At 44.0% G+C, this 19,836-nt stretch carries 19 protein-coding genes; 9 read left to right on the top strand and 10 right to left on the bottom strand.

Going from position 1 to position 19,836, the window contains the following annotated elements; all coding sequences use genetic code 11:
• The first annotated feature begins 7 nt into the window (after positions 1–7).
• Entirely contained in the window at positions 8–1,336 is a 1,329-nt protein-coding gene (gene lpdA, locus QZ311_RS00155; RefSeq protein ID WP_297062610.1) for a dihydrolipoyl dehydrogenase, read from the top strand.
• 99 nt (positions 1,337–1,435) lie between these two features.
• Positions 1,436–1,993, top strand: a complete 558-nt coding sequence (locus tag QZ311_RS00150; RefSeq protein WP_297062608.1) for a GrpB family protein — start codon at positions 1,436–1,438, stop codon at positions 1,991–1,993.
• Between the two features lie 53 nt (positions 1,994–2,046).
• Here the strand turns inward: QZ311_RS00150 and QZ311_RS00145 are convergent, their stop codons facing one another.
• On the bottom strand, positions 2,047–2,601 hold the full coding sequence (locus QZ311_RS00145) for a DUF4924 family protein (protein WP_297062606.1): 555 nt from the start codon (positions 2,599–2,601) through the stop codon (positions 2,047–2,049).
• Positions 2,602–2,695: 94 nt separating this feature from the next.
• Here QZ311_RS00145 and menD point away from each other — a divergent pair, with 94 nt between their 5' ends.
• A complete protein-coding gene (menD, locus tag QZ311_RS00140) occupies positions 2,696–4,411 on the top strand; it encodes a 2-succinyl-5-enolpyruvyl-6-hydroxy-3-cyclohexene-1-carboxylic-acid synthase (protein WP_297062604.1) in 1,716 nt (571 codons plus the stop codon).
• On the opposite strand, the gene QZ311_RS00135 is transcribed toward menD, so the two are convergent.
• Together QZ311_RS00135 and QZ311_RS00130 are read right to left on the bottom strand one after the other, a co-directional pair.
• On the bottom strand, positions 4,356–5,117 hold the full coding sequence (locus tag QZ311_RS00135; RefSeq protein WP_297062602.1) for a sugar phosphate nucleotidyltransferase: 762 nt from the start codon (positions 5,115–5,117) through the stop codon (positions 4,356–4,358). The two genes, menD and QZ311_RS00135, sit on opposite strands and share 56 nt — an antisense overlap.
• Positions 5,114–6,499 (bottom strand): RNase adapter RapZ, encoded by a 1,386-nt coding sequence (locus QZ311_RS00130; protein ID WP_297062599.1) that lies wholly within the window; start codon positions 6,497–6,499, stop codon positions 5,114–5,116. The genes QZ311_RS00135 and QZ311_RS00130 overlap by 4 nt, the downstream gene beginning before the upstream one ends.
• Before the next feature lie 167 nt (positions 6,500–6,666).
• On the opposite strand from QZ311_RS00130, the gene QZ311_RS00125 reads away from it, so the two are divergent.
• From QZ311_RS00125 to rlmD, 6 genes are all read left to right on the top strand, one after another.
• Entirely contained in the window at positions 6,667–7,434 is a 768-nt protein-coding gene (locus QZ311_RS00125; protein WP_297062596.1) for an RNA methyltransferase, read from the top strand.
• A 39-nt stretch (positions 7,435–7,473) separates the two neighbouring features.
• Positions 7,474–8,844, top strand: a complete 1,371-nt coding sequence (gene radA, locus QZ311_RS00120) for a DNA repair protein RadA (protein WP_297062593.1) — start codon at positions 7,474–7,476, stop codon at positions 8,842–8,844.
• A 26-nt stretch (positions 8,845–8,870) separates the two neighbouring features.
• Entirely contained in the window at positions 8,871–9,833 is a 963-nt protein-coding gene (locus QZ311_RS00115; protein ID WP_297062591.1) for a PCMD domain-containing protein, read from the top strand.
• Positions 9,834–9,949: 116 nt separating this feature from the next.
• Positions 9,950–10,618 carry a methyltransferase gene (locus QZ311_RS00110; protein ID WP_297062588.1) on the top strand — a complete coding sequence of 223 codons (669 nt, stop codon included), beginning with the start codon at positions 9,950–9,952 and terminating at the stop codon, positions 10,616–10,618.
• A gap of 2 nt (positions 10,619–10,620) precedes the next feature.
• Entirely contained in the window at positions 10,621–11,550 is a 930-nt protein-coding gene (locus QZ311_RS00105) for a type II CAAX endopeptidase family protein (protein ID WP_297062586.1), read from the top strand.
• Positions 11,551–11,745: 195 nt separating this feature from the next.
• Positions 11,746–13,155, top strand: coding sequence for a 23S rRNA (uracil(1939)-C(5))-methyltransferase RlmD (rlmD, locus tag QZ311_RS00100; RefSeq protein ID WP_297062584.1), 1,410 nt, complete (start codon positions 11,746–11,748; stop codon positions 13,153–13,155).
• A gap of 638 nt (positions 13,156–13,793) precedes the next feature.
• Here rlmD and QZ311_RS00095 read toward each other — a convergent pair.
• From QZ311_RS00095 to QZ311_RS00070, 7 genes are all read right to left on the bottom strand, one after another.
• The gene (locus QZ311_RS00095) at positions 13,794–15,191 is read right to left on the bottom strand and encodes a hypothetical protein (RefSeq protein ID WP_297062582.1); all 1,398 of its coding nucleotides are present in this window, start codon (positions 15,189–15,191) and stop codon (positions 13,794–13,796) included.
• Between the two features lie 285 nt (positions 15,192–15,476).
• Positions 15,477–16,544, bottom strand: coding sequence for a hypothetical protein (locus QZ311_RS00090; RefSeq protein ID WP_297062580.1), 1,068 nt, complete (start codon positions 16,542–16,544; stop codon positions 15,477–15,479).
• A complete protein-coding gene (locus QZ311_RS00085) occupies positions 16,541–16,846 on the bottom strand; it encodes a hypothetical protein (RefSeq protein WP_289751983.1) in 306 nt (101 codons plus the stop codon). Before QZ311_RS00085 ends, QZ311_RS00090 begins: the two co-directional genes overlap by 4 nt.
• Before the next feature lie 6 nt (positions 16,847–16,852).
• Complete coding sequence (locus tag QZ311_RS00080; protein ID WP_297062576.1) at positions 16,853–19,003, bottom strand: major capsid protein; 2,151 nt, start codon at positions 19,001–19,003, stop codon at positions 16,853–16,855.
• 22 nt (positions 19,004–19,025) lie between these two features.
• Positions 19,026–19,115: a smalltalk protein gene (locus QZ311_RS12430; RefSeq protein ID WP_363323583.1), complete on the bottom strand. Its 90-nt coding sequence runs from the start codon at positions 19,113–19,115 to the stop codon at positions 19,026–19,028.
• Positions 19,112–19,615, bottom strand: a complete 504-nt coding sequence (locus tag QZ311_RS00075; RefSeq protein ID WP_297062574.1) for a D-Ala-D-Ala carboxypeptidase family metallohydrolase — start codon at positions 19,613–19,615, stop codon at positions 19,112–19,114. The genes QZ311_RS12430 and QZ311_RS00075 overlap by 4 nt, the downstream gene beginning before the upstream one ends.
• Before the next feature lie 3 nt (positions 19,616–19,618).
• Positions 19,619–19,828, bottom strand: coding sequence for a hypothetical protein (locus QZ311_RS00070; RefSeq protein ID WP_297062572.1), 210 nt, complete (start codon positions 19,826–19,828; stop codon positions 19,619–19,621).
• Positions 19,829–19,836: the final 8 nt, after the last annotated feature.

Genomic DNA, 19,836 nt, shown 5'->3' with positions numbered 1-19,836 from the left:
AAAAGATATGGAAAAGTCTGATTTAATAATTATCGGAGCTGGCCCCGGCGGTTATGAAACAGCCGTCGAGGCCGTAGCTCACGGTAAGAATGTCACGCTTATCGAGCGTGACAAATTTGGTGGAACATGCCTTAACCGAGGCTGTATTCCGACGAAAGCTCTATGCCGTACTGCCCAAATCGCCCTTGACTTTGCCGAAGCACGTAACTATGGTTTTGCCGACACTGCAGCAACCCTCGACTTTCCGGCTGTCATGCAGCGTAAGGACAGTGTGGTGGCTGAACTTCGCGAAGGAGTGGCGACACTGCTTAAAGGTGTAAATGTCGTCAATGGTGAAGCCCGCTTTGTTTCGCCGTCTGTCATTGAGGTGAACGGTACTGAATATACCGCTCCTGAAATAATTATTGCCACCGGTTCTGCTCCGGCTCTGCTTCCCATCGAGGGGAAGGAGTTGGCGATGACCAGCGATGAAATTCTTTCGCTTGAAACTCTTCCTGAATCAATGTGCATTATTGGCGGAGGAGTTATCGGCATGGAATTTGCCTCGATATTCTCGGCATTCGGTGTTGAAGTGACAGTTGTTGAATACTGCAAGGAGATTCTACCTCCGTTTGACGCTGAAATAGCCAAACGTCTGCGCATGTCACTCAAGAAACGAGGTATAAATATCATCACCGGTGCAGAAGTAAAATCAATTACAACCGGACCGACCGTCAATTATTCCGTCAAAGGAAAGGAAAAGACGGTTGGCGCAGAAGTGGTTCTAATGGCAGTCGGGCGTCGGCCCGTAGTGCCTGCCGGACTTGCAGAACTTGGCGTTAAATTCAACCGTAACGCTATCGCGGTCAACGACGATATGTCTGTGAGATTCGATGAAGGAAAAGAACCGACAGATGTCAGGCTTTATGCCATAGGAGATGTCAACGGACGTTGCATGCTTGCCCATGCAGCCACCATGCAGGGCAAGGTCGCTCTTGGCATGCGCGAACCAACCGATGTGATTCCGTCGGCCGTATTCACTGTGCCCGAATGCGCTATGGTAGGTCTCACGGAAGAAAAATGTATCGAACTCGGACGCGACATAAAAGTCGGGAAAGCGACATTCCGGGCCAATGGAAAAGCGTTGGCAATGGGAGAGCCTGACGGCCTTGTCAAAATCATATCCGATGCCACTACCGGAGAACTGCTCGGTTGCCACATCTGTGGCGCACATGCCGCAGATCTTGTTCAGGAAATAGCAACATCGATGCAAGCCGGACTAAATGTATCGGCCATAAGTTCTGCAGTCCATGCACATCCCACCCTTGGAGAAGTTGTCATGGCGGCAGCAATGTGATTCCATCGTTTAAAAGAAAACAGGTCTATGCTGACAGGATGTATTGTTACAGCCTATAGCGTAGACCTATTTAATCTGTAATATAACCTAAGAGTCCCGATGAAAGAGCTTAAAGATATGACATTGAGTGAACTATGGCAGCTGTTTCCAATTTCACTTGTCAGGCATAATCCATGTTGGGAGGAGTGGGCTGACGATGAAATAGACAGACTTAAAAGAGTCTTATCGGCATATTCACCAATAATATATCATATTGGAAGTACGGCTATACCTGGAATCCAATCAAAACCAATTGTAGATATTCTGGTGGAAATCGCTCCGGATGAAAAACTGTCTTGTCTGAGGGATACAATGGAGCAAGCGGGCTATATCTGTATGTCGTCTTCGTCAAAACGGATGAGTTTTAATAAAGGCTATACTCCACACGGATATGCCGAACGAGTGTTTCATATCCATGTTCATCCAATCGGTGACAATGACGAAATTTTATTTCGTGACTATCTGAAAGCCAATCCGAATATGGCTCATGAGTATGAATTACTGAAACAGTCTCTTATGCCGAAGTATCGACACGACAGGGACAAATATACCGAAGCCAAAACAGAATTTGTAAACAGAGTTATCGCTTTGGCTAAATCAAGTCAGACAAGGCGATAACTCAATAGGATGTATCTCGGACATTCGGCTATCGAGGTCGTAAAACAGGCTGTTTACTGTTCTTCAGGGGGGAACAGCTTGTCTTCCCGGTCAAGATGATAGTCTTTTGTCAGAAGGGCGATGAAACGGGAAATCTGTTTGATTGCATTGCCGGTTTCGGGTGTAATCTCCTTACTTTGCAGACGTAGCATAAGCATTCCGTAAAGCGCGTTGAAACAAGTTTCAATCTCGCCGAGAGGCTTATCCCCGGCTTTAGCCCTAAGTTCTACAATGAAAGGCAGAGTCTTATAAAACTCGGCTGTATATTCCGGGAAACGCGGATCTTTGAGCAATGCGAGATGCAGGTCCGTAAGTTGGATTATCACATTTTTGTTCAGTTGCAGATGGCCGGTTTTCTCCACGTTTTCGCGACGCATCATGTCAATTAATGACTCATACCATTCGACCATTTCTTTCTCTTGTGGCGGATCAAGATGGAAACGGTCGATAACATTGGCTTTGATGCTATCGATGTCGAGATTGTTGGCTCGTATTATGTCTTCAATCTGCCACATGTAGAGCAGATATTCCGCAATATTTTCCTTATGTTTCTGTGATGCTATATACATAATTTCAAAACAGGGACCGGATTTGAAGTTCCCTCATACAAAATTAACACATTCCGCCATAATTTGATGTGTGGTTGCGTCAATATTTGTATTTTTGCACGAAATTTCAATCTATCCGCTCATGCTCACCACTGATAAACTATCATGTAATATACTCGCAGACCTCCTTGTCGCTCATGGAGTGCGCCACGTCGTTCTCTCTCCCGGAAGCAGAAACGCGCCGTTGGTCGTTGCTCTTACACGTCGGAAAGAACTGAAGGCTGAAGTCGTCATTGACGAACGTTCTGCAGGATTTATCGCTCTTGGCATGGCAGTCCAAAGCGGAGAGCCGGTAGCAATCGTTTGCACGAGCGGTTCTGCCTTGCTCAACTATGCACCGGCAGTGGCCGAAGCATTTTACCGTTGCTGTCCGCTCATCGTAATTTCGGCAGACAGACCTCAGGAGTGGATTGATCAGGATGACTCGCAGACTATATGGCAACAGGATGCTCTCGCACCGTATGTCAAACGCAGTTGCGACTTGCCGGCGCACACAGATTTTCCAAACGGCAGATGGGTATGCAACAGGCTTATCAACGATTTGCTTCTTGAGGCTCTTGGAGGCCGGAAAGGACCGGTGCATATAAACATCCGCATAGATGCTCCGCTTGACCGTATATCAGATTTTGACGAGGGCAAAAGCCGCGTAATCAGAATGGTAGCACCGGCAGTCGAGCTGCCGACAGCCGAGGCACGGAGAATCGGGGAGAGCATCGCATCTCCGCGCAAGGTACTTGTCATCGTCGGATTTCACGAACCGGACGAGAAGTTAAACCGCGCTCTGGTAAAACTTGCCCATCTCCCGAACGTTGCGGTCATGACTGAAACAATCGCAAATCTCCACTCTCCGTTGTTCATCAGCCGTATCGACTCCACACTCTGCCGGATGACAGATGCTGAGCGCATTGAAATGGCTCCTGACGTTGTGATAACCGCAGGAGGTGCGCTCGTGTCGCGATTCGTCAAGGAATGGTTGCGTTCGCTTGGCTCTGGAGTTGAACACTGGCATATAGGAGTCACCCATACGACGGTCGACTGCTTCCGACATCTTGCACTGAGAGTGGAGATGCAACCGGCTGTCTTCCTCCGGCAGCTTGCTTCTGCATTGCAGATTCACAAAGCTCCGTCGGATTATGCTGAACGCTGGCACGATCTTGCGTCGAAAGCCGCACGCATCCATACAAAATACGTGGAGGCAGCCCCGTGGTCAGACATGAGTGTTTTTGCCCACATTATTCCAAGCATTCCTCAACGATGGAATCTACATCTGTCAAACGGCACTCCGATACGTTATGCCCAGCTGATGGATTGCAGCCATATCCATCGTTGCGACTGCAACAGGGGAGTCAGTGGAATTGACGGATGCACATCAACTGCTCTCGGTGCGTCTGCTGTCTATAAAGACACGACCCTACTTATAACCGGCGATATGAGCTGCCAGTATGACATCGCTGCATTTTCATCAATGCTTGTCTCTCCACGGTTTAAAATCATCGTCATATGTAATGGGGGAGGTGGAATATTCCGCTTTATTTCATCCACATCTTCGCTTCCTGAACTTGACCGATATTTTGCCGTGGGGACGCGGCTGCCTCTCCGTCAGTTGGCGGACGGTTATGGATTTTCATATCATGAAGCCTGCAATATCGAAGAATTGGACCGATCATTCAGCGAATTTATTGCGGTCTCAGACCGTCCGTCAATCCTTGCGGTGTTCACTCCTGCGGAAGAATCGGCCGCAGTCCTGAAACAATATTTTCAGCCTCAATAAGCGATTGAGGTTTACCGATATCAATCCAGTTAAAAGCTTCGGCCGGTGTGTAACCTTTGATATACAAATCGGCACACATGTCCGTGTAGAAAGGCGTGATTGAGAATTTAGGGGAATCGCTGTAGTTTTCAAGCAGAGGAAATACAGACGGATTTATAATGTGAACACCACCGAATGCCAAAGGAATTAGCGAATCTGTAGAAGTCGCCCACGGACTGCGGATTTCCCCTGTCATGATGTTTTTCCAGCCCTTCATTCGTCTGTCTGCATCAAAAAGCAGGTAGCGTGATGTCCGGCGGTCAGCCACAAGAAGCGTCGCGTCTGCTTTTGATTCAATGTGGGAATCAAGCATACGAGAAATATCGAAATCAGTCAGAATATCGGCATTGTGGACTATAATAGGCTCGCCATCATTCAGAAATTGGCCGGCCTTGAGCAGCCCACCACCAGTGTCAAGCAGAAGAGACCGTTCGTCGCTGATTTGAATATCGACACCGAAATTGTCATTAGCGCGCAGATAACTGATAATCTCATCAGCAAGATGATGTACGTTGATAATCATCTTGCTGACTTCTGCATTTTTCAGCTTTACAATCACTCGCTTCAACATCGGCTCTCCACCGATTTCTACCAAGGCTTTTGGCTTGGTCCGGGTTATCGCACCGAGACGAGTGCCAAGTCCGGCTGCAAAAATCATTGCGTTCATAATATCAGATCTATGTTTTGTTCGCGATGGATAAGGTGGACATTCACATGTGGAAACCGGGATTTGATGTGTTCAGCCATTTTCTGAGCCGAATATACACTTCGATGCTGACCACCCGTACAACCGAAACTTACTGTCAGAGATGAGAATCCACGACGGTCATAACAGTCAACAGACGGATCTACCAGTCCGAAACAATGGTCAAGGAAAGTTATAATCTCGCCCTTGCGTTCGAGAAATTCAATCACCGGAGCATCGAGCCCTGTTATCTGTTTATATTCGTCGTATCTGCCCGGATTTTCCATGCCACGGCAATCAAACACAAAACCGCCTCCATTTCCCGACAGGTCAGCCGGAATACCTTTCTTGTAAGAAAAACTTGTGACAGTTACGGTCAGCGAGCTTGTCGGTCTTTCACATATATCGAGCTTTGTCTGTTCGGCCTCAAGCATTTTTCTTAGAGTATCGGAAAGATAGGGGTAATCATCAAAAGGTTCTTTCAGGAGTTCTGCTAAATTTGAGAGCGCAGCGGGAATGCTTTTTATGAAATGAGTCTTACGCTCGAACTTACCGCGAAATCCGTAAGCTCCAAGTACCTGTAGCGTCCGAAGCAATGAAAACAACCTAAACCGTTTACGGAAAGTATCAGAATCGATGACAGTATAGCGCGACGCACTTTCGATGTAAGTCGCTATAAGTATCTCCTTGACGTGGTGTGGATAGGCTGCACGAGCCTGCGTTACAAATGACACGAGGTCATATTCGGCAGGACCACGCCGTCCGCCTTGGAAATCTATAAAATATGGATTCCCGTCATGAATCATAACATTGCGAGACTGAAAGTCACGTAGCATGAATGTCCGACAATCTGACGATGACAGGTCTGATGCCATTCTGCGAAAATCCTGTTCAAGCAACTCTTCTTTGTAGGCTACGCCGGTGGTGTTCAGGAAACAGTATTTAAAATAATTCAAATCCCACAGAATGGATTGCCCATCGAAATCACTGACAGGATAACAACGAGTAAAGTCGAGCCCATCCGCACCTCTATATTGAAAATCGGGTAGAATGGCTACTGTCTTTTTTAACAGGTCGACAGAGTCGCGACAGTCAAAAAGTTGACAATCGCCCAAATCCTCCTGCAAGTATGCAGTTTTGTCATCAGAGACTGCTATAATGCCGGGGACAGGAAGACCCTTGGACTTAAAATGGCCGGAAAGATAAATAAAAGCCTTATTTTCCTCGACCGAACAACCGATGACTCCGATTACCGTCTCTATGCCCGTCAGTCTGAAATATCTGCGGTTGCTTCCGGCCGGAGTCAGCGGAATGATTGACGAAGGTGGCGCTCCGAACTTTTTTTCGTATAAATCCTTTAACATTTATATATGACTATTTATAGGACAACATTGGAACAATGTTACATACAGCACAATCTTGTATTGAGCTACAAATGTAGTCAAAATATCCAATCGGCGCACCTCCGGCGAATGGCCTTTTGTTTATTTTTATGAAAATATGTAACTTTGGACTCCTTAAAAGCATACTTATGACTGAATTGACAAAGAATCTATATCGCACCATAAAATCGCTCGATGAACGCAAGACGCGCCGAAAGGAAAACGCGTTCAAGGCTGAAGGCACAAAGTGTGTGCTTGATACATTAGGCCACTTTAAACTCCGTTATCTTTTCGCTACATACGAATGGCTTGAAAACCATTCACAGCAAGTTGGGCGCATTGTCGGTCAGGATGCCGTTGTCAAAGTGACTCGAAACGATCTGTCAAGAATGTCGAACCTGTCCACTCCTTCAGATGTCATCGCGGTCTATGAGATACCTGAAAGAGTGCCGGATTTCAGCCATATGTCACACGGGCTTCTGCTTGCGCTGGATACTATACAAGACCCGGGCAATCTCGGAACAATCATCAGGGTCGCCGACTGGTTCGGAGTCCGTGAAATATTGTGCAGTGCAGAGACGGCCGATTGCTTTTCGCCCAAAGTCATCCAGTCGACCATGGGATCAATCTCACGTGTTAAACTCTACTACGGCAATCTCCCCGAAATGATATCAAAGACGGAATCACCTGCAGTCTATGGTACATTTCTGGACGGGGAAAGCATCAGTGAGGCCAAGATTGGAGAAGACGGCATAATTGTCATCGGAAACGAAGGTAAAGGTATATCTGAAGAAGTGGAGGCTGTGGTGACCGAACGTCTGTTAATCCCGTCATACCCTCAAGGAGAGGTTACAGGCGAGTCGCTGAATGCAGCGATCGCCACGGCTATCACACTCGCAAAATTCAGGCATGTGTGATAAATGTTTTATCATATTCTCACGTAATCACACTCTAAGATGAAAAACGTAAAGACTGCATGGTTTTGCACAAGTTGTGGTGCACAAGCTCCGAAATGGCAGGGGCGTTGTCCGGCTTGCGGTGAATGGAACACGATGGTCGAGGAGAAAATCGTAAATGAAAAAAAATCCAAGACACTCACTCCGGCATCGCACGGCTCAAAAAGGACAAGACCACAACTCATACATGAAATCGAACTTGATGAAGAACCGCGCATAAAAATGCCGTCTGCTGAACTCAACCGTGTGCTCGGGGGAGGACTCGTCGCCGGCAGTCTTGTGTTGCTTGGAGGTGAACCGGGCATAGGTAAATCGACGCTCGTTCTGCAAAACATATTATCAATACGGTCACGGCGCATTCTTTATGTGTCGGGGGAGGAAAGTGCGCGTCAACTCAAAATGAGGGCTGACCGCATAGGCCGACCGAATGACAATGTATATATAGTATGCGAGACATCCTTGCAAAATATCCGCGATCACATTGAAGAAGTCAATCCGGGTCTGATTGTCATTGACTCAATACAGACTATAGCGTCAGACGATATTGAATCTGTTGCCGGAAGTGTCTCTCAAGTGCGCGAATGCGCAGCTCAATTGCTGAAATATGCTAAAGAGACCGCAGTGCCTGTCATTCTTATCGGCCATATCACGAAAGAAGGCAGCATCGCAGGTCCGAAGGTTCTGGAGCATATTGTCGATGCCGTTCTTCAGTTTGAAGGAGACCGCCAAGGCATTTACCGCATACTCCGCTCAATCAAGAACCGATTCGGTTCTACGGCAGAACTCGGCATATATGAAATGTGTCAGCGCGGACTCCGAGAAGTGTCCAATCCCTCTGAAATGTTTCTTTCAATGAGCAGCGATGACCTCTCGGGAATATCCATTGGTGTCACAATGGAGGGCATAAGGGCATTTCTGATAGAAGTGCAGGCTTTGGTCAGCACAGCTGCTTACGGAACGCCTCAACGGTCGGTCACCGGATTCGACTCGAAACGTATGAATATGCTACTCGCCGTGCTTGAAAAACGTGTTGGGTTCAAGCTTGCAGCCAAGGATGTTTTTCTAAATATAGCCGGCGGTCTTAAGGTCAATGACCCGGCTCTCGATCTGGCAGTGATTTGTGCAATCCTGTCGTCGAATGTCGATATAACAATCCCAAAACGGGTCTGTATGGCCGGTGAGGTGGGGCTTTCAGGAGAAGTCAGGCCTGTCACACGCATTGAACAGCGCATCCGTGAGGCTGAAAAACTCGGCATGGAAACAATTATCATACCACGCCATAATCTCAAAGGAATCGATGTGTCGGGTCTGAATATAAAAATCGTAGAAGTGGCAAAGGTTGAAGAAGCATTCCGCACACTCTTTGCATGAATCACACACTCAAATAGATTTGTCCTATGAGCCTAAAATCAAACATATTTTCCTGTACTCTCGTCATAGCAGGGATGCTGTCGGCAAGCGGGCAGAGTATCGACCGTGTTAAATATGGCGATTTCTCCCATTGGGTAACCCGTAATCTAAAGGAATCGGCTGTGATTGGAGGCGAAGAAAAGACGCTCTATGAAATCGGTCCGACATGCACTCTGGATGGGAACAAACCGTATAGCAATCTGAGTGGCTCACCTTGGGCCACAAGTAACGTATATGCCAAAGTTTCAGGTATTGTAAAAACCTCTAACGCTGTCTATCCGGCTGAGCGATCTGCAGGAAACAAATGTGCGAAACTTTGCACCCAAATTGAAACGGTGAAGGTGTTAGGCCTTATCAACATGGATGTCATGGTTGCCGGATCAATGTTTCTCGGAGAGATGCTCGAGCCTGTGACCTCGACAAAAAATCCATATTCAAAAATGGAGATGGGTGTTCCATTCAAAAAACGGCCAAAATCCCTTGTGTTTGATTATAAAGTCGACATGCCTAATGTAGACTACCGAATTAAGTCGTCAGGATTCGGCTCGAAGAAAAAATTGCCGGGACGTGATCAGGCTGTTGCGTTTGTATATCTGCAACGTCGCTGGGAAGATGAAAAGGGCAATCTGCATGCAAAGCGCGTCGGGACAGGAGGCGAACTTTTTTCAAAATCAACCCAATGGACTAATGGTCATAGATTGGACATAACATATGGAGATTTTAGTGCGCATGGCGCAGTCCCTCCATATTTAAAATTGCGTAACAGCAATAATTGTTATTATGCCCGGAATTCTAAAGGGAAAATGGTTCCTGTGATTGAAGAAGGTTGGGATGACGCAAATGCGATTCCTACACATGTCATAGTTATGTTTTCGGCCGGAAACGGCGATCCATATGTCGGAACAGAGGGCTTAACTCTCTATATCGATAATGTCGGTTTTGAATACTAATTAGCGACGTCGAACCCTTTTGACCAAATATTATATCCAGTTTAAGCAGTGAGAACAAATGTAGTATGGGCATTTTTAAATTCAAACAATTCAGTGTGGATGATGGCAGGAGTGCGATGAAAATCGGGACTGATGCCGTCTTGCTTGGCGCATGGACTTGTATTGACGGCATGTCGGCTATTGTTGATGCCGGATGTGGCTCAGGGGTAATATCCCTTATGTTGGCCCAACGCAGCCACAATGATACGAAAATCATAGCTGTTGATGTTAATCATGAAGCTTGCCTTGATGCAACAGACAATATCGCCATAAGTACGTGGAAGAATAGGGTAGAGGTCATAGAGGCCGATATCACGGATTTTTTCCCAAAATGTTCTCATCCGATGCTTATAATATCCAACCCCCCGTTTTTTAACGAAAAGCTACAATCGCCTGATTCATCAAGGGCGTTGGCCCGACATGGTGTCGATTTTGGAGTCAAGGAGCTGATTAATCTTGCTGCGTCGCATTTCATATCGGTCGATGATTCCCTCGCTTTTATCGCTCCGTCCTCACGCGATGATGAAATTGAATTCATGCTGTCGCTGAAAAGATTAAGTCCACGCAGACGATGCAGAGTCTTTTCACGGAAAGGTAAAAAGCCAATCCGGACTTTGTGGCAGGTCGGGATTGAAGGCCAAGGGTGTGGCCCGACTATATGTGAAGACCTTTTCATTCGTGACATGGACAATAATCTCACCTCGCAATATATTTCCTTAACAAATGATTTTTATCTTGATAAATAAAGATGGACAATAGAAAACTTGACTTGAACATACAACCTGAATTTGTTAATCTGCGTTTCTTGCCCGGACAGCGTATAATTGTGCTGATAGTGGCATTGTGTCTGTTCTCAATTTTAGGATCGGTTATAATAGGTTTGGTGATGCGCAACGGAGTCAGTGCCCAATCATTGCGCATATCAACTGTTTTGCAGGACTGTATAATATTCATTTTCCCGGCTATCGTCGCGGCATTGCTCATTAGCCCTTATTCAGCCCGTTTTTTAGGAATAGAAAAGCGTTTTACTCCGATACAACTTGTACTTGCAATTGTCGGCATGCTTATGTCGATACCGGCGATGAATGCTCTTGTTGAACTGAATGAAAACATGACTCTTCCGTCTGCGTTTTCTGAATTGGAAAACTGGATGCGAAATGCTGAAGAGCAGGCACAGTCATCGGTGGAGATATTGCTCGGTAATCCGAGCATAGGTTCACTCATTGTTAATATACTGATAGTCGGTGTCCTTGCCGGTTTCAGCGAAGAACTATTTTTCCGCGGAGCGCTCCAACGAATCTTACTTAGTTGCAAGATTAATCATAATGGGGCAATCTGGATAACCGCTTTTGTGTTCAGTGCTTTTCATCTTCAATTTTTTGGCTTTTTCCCACGACTGATTTTGGGTGCTTATTTCGGTTATCTGTTTTATTGGTCTAAATCATTATGGCTTCCGGTGATACTCCATGTGTTAAACAATTCGCTTGTAGTTTTTACTTTATGGCATAAAAATTCAACCGGGATTTCAGAGAGCGAAACTATTAATCATCTTGGTGTGGATTCTCCGTTGCAGGTCATCACATCAATAATCATCACAGCATTCGTCATAAAATATCTCTACCGATATTCGATGATTTCAAAAAGGGAATCGAGTGACAGCATAGTTAATAATGATTAAAATCAGGCTGTAGAATTGATTAATATCGAAATAATTTATAATTTTGTCATAAATTATATGAGAAATGACATCTTAACCTAACTTACTGAGAAAATACATGAAACCTCGTCGGTTAATGGCCTTTAGGTCATAGCCGACGAAACTTTTTTGTTTAAATTCCTAAAAACAAGTCACAAACTACAAAGTGAGTGCAATATGGCAAGAAAAAAGAAAGAACTACCGCTATTGAGCGATGTTGAAATACTTGATGTGGCCGCCGAGGGTAACTCTATCGCCCGCGTCGACGAGATGGTCGTTTTCATTCCGTTTGGAGCTCCGGGCGATATAGCGGATATAAAAATAGACCGAAAGAAACGCAGTTATGCCGAAGGACATATCGAAAATTTATCAAAGCCGTCTCCTATTCGTGTCGAGCCTCGCTGTGAACACTTCACTTTCTGTGGTGGATGTCGCTGGCAGCATCTCCCTTACGAATTCCAGCTTAAATGTAAACAAAAGCAGGTCGAGGATGCTTTGCAGAGAATCGCTAAAATTCCGTTCCCAGAACTGACTCCTATTCTCGGTTCTGAAAATATCTGGGAATACAGAAATAAAATGGAATACACTTTCTCGAACAAGAAGTGGTTGACATTTGACCAGCTCCGTTCCGGAGAAGAGTTCCCTGAACGAAGAGCAGCCGGATTCCATATCTCAGGAGCTTTTGACAAGGTTCTTGATATAAACTGCTGTCATCTTCAAGATAATCTTGGAAATCGTCTGCGCTTGTTCATCAAGAATTTTGGCATCGAACATGATTATAGCTTCTATGATTTGCGAGAGCAGCACGGTTTTCTTCGTACTCTTATGATTCGCATTGCATCTACCGGTGAGGTCATGGCTGTAATGGTGTTTGGCGAGGATGATCGTGATAAGATAGGGGAGTTGCTCACTGCTGTAGCTGATAACTTCCCGGAGATTACATCGCTTCTATACGTAATAAATACCAAGGTAAATGATACGATAGCTGACCAAGAGATATTGCTGTTCAAAGGACGTGAGTATATTGAGGAAGAGATGGAGAACCTGAAGTTCAGAATCGGCCCAAAATCGTTTTACCAGACCAATTCCCGGCAGGCTTACAGGCTTTACAGCGTTGCCCGTGATTTCGCAAAACTGACAGGGAATGAACTTGTGTATGATTTGTATACGGGGACCGGTACTATCGCATGTTTCATCGCGCCTAATGTACGCCATGTAATAGGTATTGAATATGTCCCTGAAGCAATCGAGGATGCCAAAGTCAATGCTGCCGTCAACAAGTTGACAAATACTGAATTTTATGCAGGTGACATGAAAAATGTCCTGACTTCAGATTTTATTTCTCAACACGGACGTCCAGACGTGATGATTGTTGATCCACCAAGAGCAGGTATGCATGATGATGTGGTTAAAGTAATCCTTGATGCTGCGCCTAAACGCATTGTATATGTGAGCTGTAATCCCGCGACACAAGCTCGAGATCTTGCTCTATTGCATGAGAAATATGATATTGAAGCAGTACAGCCTGTTGATATGTTCCCTCATACACAACATGTAGAGAATGTTGTGGCACTTACACTTAGATAATGCAATTTAACTGTAAGATATTGATAATCACGCTATTCAAACATAAAAGAATAGCGTGATTATTTTTTACAGTGGTAATTATACCAATCAAAAAGGACGCCCGCTACATCTCGTAGCGTGACGTCCGAAATTATAATCATCAATTCTAATTATCGGTATTCGTTTTCTCAAACTCATTCTATATCGGATATAATATTTATCCATTACAGAGTGATAACTGCTTAAATTGATAGGAAATAGGAAAATTAGCGGTAATAATTAATTCAGAAAAGGATAAGATATGTTTTAGATATGATAGGTTTATAATCTTATATCTTTTTTAGTTTAGGGGAATAAGATGTGTGTGCGTTAATCATAGTTTTTAGAACATATACGAAAATTACATGCTTATTTTGTGATGCAAAATTAGACATATCCATCGATTCCTGCAATAAGCTTAACGCTTATTGGCTAAATGGTTAGGCGTTTTAACTACTACTATAGGCAAACGTCCGGATATTAAGTAAAAAAATCTTTAACAAATGATTTTCCGCCTGAAAGACTCAACTCAAACAGAGAATAACGGCTAAGCATATTTCTTAATAACAATTGTCCCATAATCGCGATTAAGCCAATTTTTTCGAGTTAAAAAGAGTTAATCACTGCAAATCCTTAACGCGAGTGGAAAAGTCACGAGCATTTTTATCACGGAGTAGGCGAGCTCTCTCACTGATGGGAGGCAGGGTCAATTGATATTTTTCAACTTTCAGAGAAAAACGATCCGAAATCCTTTGGCGGTTCAATATTTCACAAAGAACACTATCGACATCAATATCAAATTGCTTTAAAATAAAAGAATCCTCACGGAGCTGTGAGTCCAACATTGTAAGGTCAAAAAACTTCAAACTTACATTCTCAAACTGATGAAGCCAATAAAGGTCAGAACCGTGATAGCACTCGAGAAGGACATCCAAACGTGAATGAATAGAATGATCATAATCAGCATAAGTCAAAAAGACCTCAAAATCAGCAGCCGAATCAGAATAAGGAGTGATGAAAGGTTTTAGATCCGAATGGAGCATGTGAGGCAAAAAATCATTGATATGGCCGTAACGTTTCAAAGCATCAAGCAAGCAAAGATTCTTTCGATAACGGATATAGGCCATACGGACACGTCGAGGAACAAACTGACGTAAGGCAGGAGTAACCTTATCACGGATATAAGAAGGCAGGGTAACAGTATAGCAACGACCATCGACAGGCAAACTGACAGTAGGGAAGTCAGGAGTAGCACAGAGATCCAAAAATGACTCTTCCTTACAGATTAAAGAGCCAAGACCTCCGTCGACACGAGAGGCAGTCCAGAAGTTAGGATTCTTATTTTCACCAATAGGAAAAGAAACATCCTTACCAACATATTTAGAAACATATCTCGACACAGAACCGTCGACTACTTTAACATAAACGAAGCCTTTATTCCAAGCTTTTTCAAGAACCTCAATAAATTTAAGGCGCAAATTATCGGTGAGCCAGTTGATACCATACAACAGACCATGATAGTGAGGACGGCCACGGAGTGAACCATACTCAGAAAACATGACATGTCGGAAATAAGTCGGGAAACCGGCTCGACCAAGGTAAAGATGAAAACGATTCAAGAACCTGCGGACATCATCACGTGAGACACCATCAGCAGGTAAATGATCATCATTGTATGTAAGCGTTATAAATATCTGAGGACAATTCTCATGAGACATTTGCTCAAGAAGCATCCGGGTACGAAGGGCAGAACGTTTAGATTCAACACATTCGAGACATTTATTGCAAGGGACTTGCATGAATATCGGAACACAAACACCATCGGGGGTTACTGCGAAATATAAAGAAGGGTTATGTTCAATATCATAGCACCTAAAAGAAGGCAAACGAACAGGATAATAAGTCGAATCAGACAACTTAAGCTGCGGTATAGACTCTCCTTTCCAGACGATTTCTCTGAATTCATGGCGATGTTGTGAATAACGTGGATTTAAAATAATGGTAGGATTTAAACACATAACGTTACTATTGCTTTATTTATTGTACGTAATCAGGGGGCACGCTTCATGCAGAGCATGAACCTCTAAGGGAGGAGAGAGGAGAATGAGTAATTATTAATTTCAAGCGGAGAATTATCTACCTCCTTCTTTTGTTTTGGGCGCGAAGCGAAAGGAATTAAATAAACTCTCCAGAGAGTTAAACAGAGGCGATAAAGGGGTGAATTTTTCCGCGAAGTGAAACGGTGTGTCATTCGCTACGTTATACTCAAGTAAGGGGGATAAAGGGCTTTCGCCCTTTATAACCTAAAAAAGTTCAAGAAACTGTTGCAAAAATGTGTAACACTCCTTACCGACAAGGCCTGCAGCTTGCATACGTCGTTCATAAGCACGAAAAGACGGATTAGTAGTACCACCTTTATCAATCTCCAAATCAAGCTCAATTCTACCATTTTGGAGAGAAATACCAGTAGCAGTATTATCATTAACAGAAATCTGGGAATCATTCAAAGATATCTGAGAATCAGCAAGACGAGAACGTATTAAGATATCCTGAACAAGAGTTTTACACTGAGTATAATTCAAAGAAGTACGAGACGCCATCTCAGAAAGCTGAGCTTTAGCCAACTGACCATCTAAAAATGTATGAACTCGCTTAGAATAAGTATCAGCATTCAAATTAGACGTACGAGCTTTAATCTCATCAATCTGGACTTGCAGAATATCAAAAGTTTTTTCAAGATTCTTAACCTCAGTATAAAGTTTTTTCTTTTCAGCCTCATTAAGAGACAGAGTCGAATTACCAAGCTTAATAGTCATACTGTTTGTCTCGATCTGACCAGTCAACAACTGTTCCTGATATTTATTAAATGTCAACTGACCTTCAGTATCAGCATCAGACTTCTTGGTCTGAGATTTAATCAAAGAAGTTTCAGCATTGATACGAGCGATTTCAGCAGCTCGCAAAGATAGATCCGAAAGACCATCGACAGAAGGAGCACCGGGCGAAGAAGCCTGAGAACCGGCAGGGGAAGAAGCCTCAGACATAGATCCGCCGTAAGCCAACTGAGGATTAAGACCGGCAGAAACAAGACGATCAACCTGAGCAGTGGGAGAATTATACTGATTGGTCTTATTGAACATGTCTACTTGAAACTGACGGTTCAAAGCAGCTTCATCATGAGCAAACTGCTGCTGCTTCTGTAATAATTCGTTCTGGGCACGGAGGGAAGAACGAGCATCAGAGGCAGAAGTGAAAGAACCGACAAGACCATCAACAGCTTTAGAGGCATATTGACCGACAACAGGAATAGCACCGGCAGCGCTACTAAGAACGCCACCGATACCTTTTGCAAGAGATTTAAAGAAACTCATGAATCGTAAGCCTGTTTATCAGCCTTATGAGCTGCGATTATACGTTTACGTGCATCTTTCTGAGCATTCCAAACGGCATTGACATCAATACCGCGACGATCCTCGATAGGAATATCGAAAGGAGGATTGGAAACACCATCGACGAAAGCATCAGACATCTGAGCTGTGATAGGGATACCTTTTTCAGCCATACGAGCCATCTGGGATGGAGAGACAGAAAGACCGGGAACTACTTTTTCAAAACCGTCATCGACGATATGAGCGACACGGGATTTTTTAGATCTGCGAATGTTTTTAATCATAATATATTATTCAAGACGTGGAACACCATAGCGAGGAATAGGACGTTTAGCCTTAACATCAAAGTAAAGCTGTCCGAGAATAGGTTGGATAGGCTCTCCGTCAATCTCACGGACTGTAAAGACATCATTAAGCTGAACAGGATCAATGACAGTGAACGAAGGGCCGAGAACTGGAAGATTGTCCCAGACACGGTTCATAACGAAATCACGGAGGGTGGTACGGAATTGGCCATGAACTTCATCGACAGACTGCAAATAGTCATACCAAGCACGCTGATAGCCAAAGACACCATCCTTATCAGCTGCAGTGACATGCAACGGAGAAACTTCAGAATTAGAAATGGCCTGCAATCCTATATGGCCGAATTCGGGAGAATAGTAATCGAGGGAGTCAGTAGTCTTAAGGAAATGTTTTGGTAAAAGCTGAGAGTAATTAGGGACAGGAACGACCGAAAGAATACCAATGATAAAGCCATGTTCATCACAATAGCAGTCAACAGAATTTTTAGAAGATCCAGAACCGTAAAGCTGACCGGCATAGCTACCGAGAGGCTCATCAGTGGGAGCAGTCTGAGAGACTGTATTGGGAGTGACATCACATGAAACACCGCCTTTAAATTCAGGCATGTCAAGTTCCTGAAAAGAAACGTCAACATCATAATGAGACTTGATCTGATCACGGTACTTATAACCACGACGGATATTAGTCTCAAGCCAACGTTGAAAAGCATTGACATTGCGGAAATCATTAATCGAAATACCGGACGATGCATAATTGACAAGAGAACGAGTAACAGCCTTAGGCAATGTCTCTGTAACATCATAATTGACGATAGTATCATTATCGTCAGCAGTGATAGCCTGAACCTGATAGACCTGACCAGAGTCAGGATCTTGAATAGACATGACACCGGCAGCGGAAATACCGACAAGAGGCGCGATACCTTGTTGAGGGGATGCGACAGCGGTAGTCAAAAAGTCCTGTTCCCAGTTACGGTAACGAATCTCATAATTAGTATTGTCAAATCCACCTTCCTGAGTAGGGAGATATTTATTATATTCTTTTTCTCCATCTATCACAAAGGGATTATTTCGCTCATCTCGATAAAAAGCGTTATAGATAGACTCATAGGCACGGAATGGCAGAGCGGACAACGAGAGTATTTCTCCATATGGTTTATTAGCAAGATCAGGATAATCGACCACAGGCGAAACAGAACCTTCAAGAGCCATGGCAACAGTAATAAAATTGTCATCAGATTCATTAGCACCTCCGGGACCTCCAGAAGCAGACACCGAAGGACAGATTGCAAAACGATTAGCGACAAAAGAATCACCGTCAAGAGACTCGACAGTATAATCACACATAAAGAGGCCGTCACCGGCACGTGTAAGGGTAGGGGTAGAAGGTGTAAGAACAGCGCCTAAATTCTCATGCCAAAATCCATTTCCAACCGCATGATAATTACTTAGAAAAACTGTTGGGGCAGGAATGGTAGCATTACCAAAGAGCTGGAACATTACACGGATCTTAGAGTCAGGCTCTACAGTAAATTCAAAACCGGATAAGACTGTAAAACGTGAATAAATACCCTGATTGGGCTTACCAATAGACTTTTCCTCAAAACGGAGATTAGAACCAAGAGAAGGCAAGGAATTATAAGCGAACCAAGATCCGGCAGTTTCATACAATCGATAATAACCAGATTCCGACTTATAAGAGTCATCATTGGCCTTAGGCCAGAAAGGAGAATAAGAAGCAATTCCACTATAAAGGGCAGTAGGAACACCAAGATAATTTGCAAGAGAACCTGTCTTAAAGAATGAATCAGGGACATCAGGGCCGACAAGCGGGAAAGAAAGATTATTTTTAGTCTTACCATAGAAGTCCGGCCAATCTTTCCATAAATTACGGTTACGAACATAGAAGAAATGGACATCAGCTCGTATGCGAGTTTGCAAAGGGAAGGCCGTAGGCATAAACCTCAGACCAAATGTAGTATCGATACGAAAAGAGTCACCCGGGAGAACTTCCTTACAGAAGCAGGGGACAAGAGCACCGAAAGGCAACGTAAGATTGTTTTGAAAAGACAAATCAAACGTGTTACGAGGCACGGAATTTACCGGGCCTCCGTCTTTTCCGAAAGGATTAGGCATAATTTAAGTATTAAAGTTAAAACTAAATAGATGAAGCGCCAAGGCAGCCGAGAAAGGCAGAAAGCACGGCGACAACAATCTCGAGAATCTTTTTGATAACTGGTTTGTTCATAATGCGACATGAATAAATGTTTTATAATCAATTAGTTCTGTGTGAGGCAACCGAGATAACACCTCAAAAAGGCGGTCATGTAATCCATTAGCAACAGATACATCGGCAGCGCGTCCCTCAAGATGAAGAGAAGTAGGAACACCACCGACCAGACGATTAAGCGACTGATTACGATAACCCGATGAAACATATATTGGGCACGATAGCGCCACTCTTGCTGGCTCAAGAACATTGCAACAAAGATTTGTTAAATTCTGAAAAACTTTAGCATTCGGGAACAACGTGATACCATGGCGAACAGCTGTAGGAGATGCGAGAAATTCCTCAAGCGTGAAATGTTCGGTAATTTTAAGAGTTGATCCTTTGGCGATGGATTCAAGACGAGAGCGGATATCATCGAGCACAGACCAAACACCGGAAGGAAGCTGCTCAGTCTGCAAGGACTGAACAAGAGACACACACTGCAATATTGCGAGCTTATTTATTTGAGTCAATGCCATAGATCAAGATTTCAAATGTGATAATAAAATAAAAGCCTGACCAAGTTCATCAAGAATACGGGCACGAGCCAAAGGAGAAACAACACCGCGAAATTTATTAAGAAAAGAATGATTATAGGAAATAAACTCTTCAAGACGAGAAATCATCTTTTGTTTATCCGGCGAAAAACACCAAGACAAAACATAAGGGACATTACGCTTTTTATTTTTCATATGCAAAT

The organism is uncultured Duncaniella sp. (assembly GCF_910578445.1).
GTDB lineage: Bacteria > Bacteroidota > Bacteroidia > Bacteroidales > Muribaculaceae > Duncaniella.
The sequence above is the reverse complement of the archived record's forward strand: the minus strand, read 5'-3'. Positions and strand labels throughout refer to the sequence as shown.

Coding starts and splice junctions, on each gene's coding strand:
- rlmD (WP_297062584.1), top strand. CDS start 11,746: ATGGCAAGAAAAAAGAAAGAACTACCGCTATTGAGCGATGTTGAAATA.
- QZ311_RS00130 (WP_297062599.1), bottom strand. CDS start 6,499: ATGTTAAAGGATTTATACGAAAAAAAGTTCGGAGCGCCACCTTCGTCA.
- QZ311_RS00090 (WP_297062580.1), bottom strand. CDS start 16,544: ATGAGTTTCTTTAAATCTCTTGCAAAAGGTATCGGTGGCGTTCTTAGT.
- QZ311_RS00075 (WP_297062574.1), bottom strand. CDS start 19,615: ATGGCATTGACTCAAATAAATAAGCTCGCAATATTGCAGTGTGTGTCT.
- QZ311_RS00085 (WP_289751983.1), bottom strand. CDS start 16,846: ATGATTAAAAACATTCGCAGATCTAAAAAATCCCGTGTCGCTCATATC.
- QZ311_RS00105 (WP_297062586.1), top strand. CDS start 10,621: ATGGACAATAGAAAACTTGACTTGAACATACAACCTGAATTTGTTAAT.
- QZ311_RS00110 (WP_297062588.1), top strand. CDS start 9,950: ATGAAAATCGGGACTGATGCCGTCTTGCTTGGCGCATGGACTTGTATT.
- QZ311_RS00115 (WP_297062591.1), top strand. CDS start 8,871: ATGAGCCTAAAATCAAACATATTTTCCTGTACTCTCGTCATAGCAGGG.
- QZ311_RS00135 (WP_297062602.1), bottom strand. CDS start 5,117: ATGAACGCAATGATTTTTGCAGCCGGACTTGGCACTCGTCTCGGTGCG.
- QZ311_RS00070 (WP_297062572.1), bottom strand. CDS start 19,828: ATGAAAAATAAAAAGCGTAATGTCCCTTATGTTTTGTCTTGGTGTTTT.
- QZ311_RS00150 (WP_297062608.1), top strand. CDS start 1,436: ATGAAAGAGCTTAAAGATATGACATTGAGTGAACTATGGCAGCTGTTT.
- QZ311_RS00095 (WP_297062582.1), bottom strand. CDS start 15,191: ATGTGTTTAAATCCTACCATTATTTTAAATCCACGTTATTCACAACAT.
- QZ311_RS00080 (WP_297062576.1), bottom strand. CDS start 19,003: ATGCCTAATCCTTTCGGAAAAGACGGAGGCCCGGTAAATTCCGTGCCT.
- QZ311_RS12430 (WP_363323583.1), bottom strand. CDS start 19,115: ATGAACAAACCAGTTATCAAAAAGATTCTCGAGATTGTTGTCGCCGTG.
- radA (WP_297062593.1), top strand. CDS start 7,474: ATGAAAAACGTAAAGACTGCATGGTTTTGCACAAGTTGTGGTGCACAA.
- QZ311_RS00125 (WP_297062596.1), top strand. CDS start 6,667: ATGACTGAATTGACAAAGAATCTATATCGCACCATAAAATCGCTCGAT.
- QZ311_RS00145 (WP_297062606.1), bottom strand. CDS start 2,601: ATGTATATAGCATCACAGAAACATAAGGAAAATATTGCGGAATATCTG.
- lpdA (WP_297062610.1), top strand. CDS start 8: ATGGAAAAGTCTGATTTAATAATTATCGGAGCTGGCCCCGGCGGTTAT.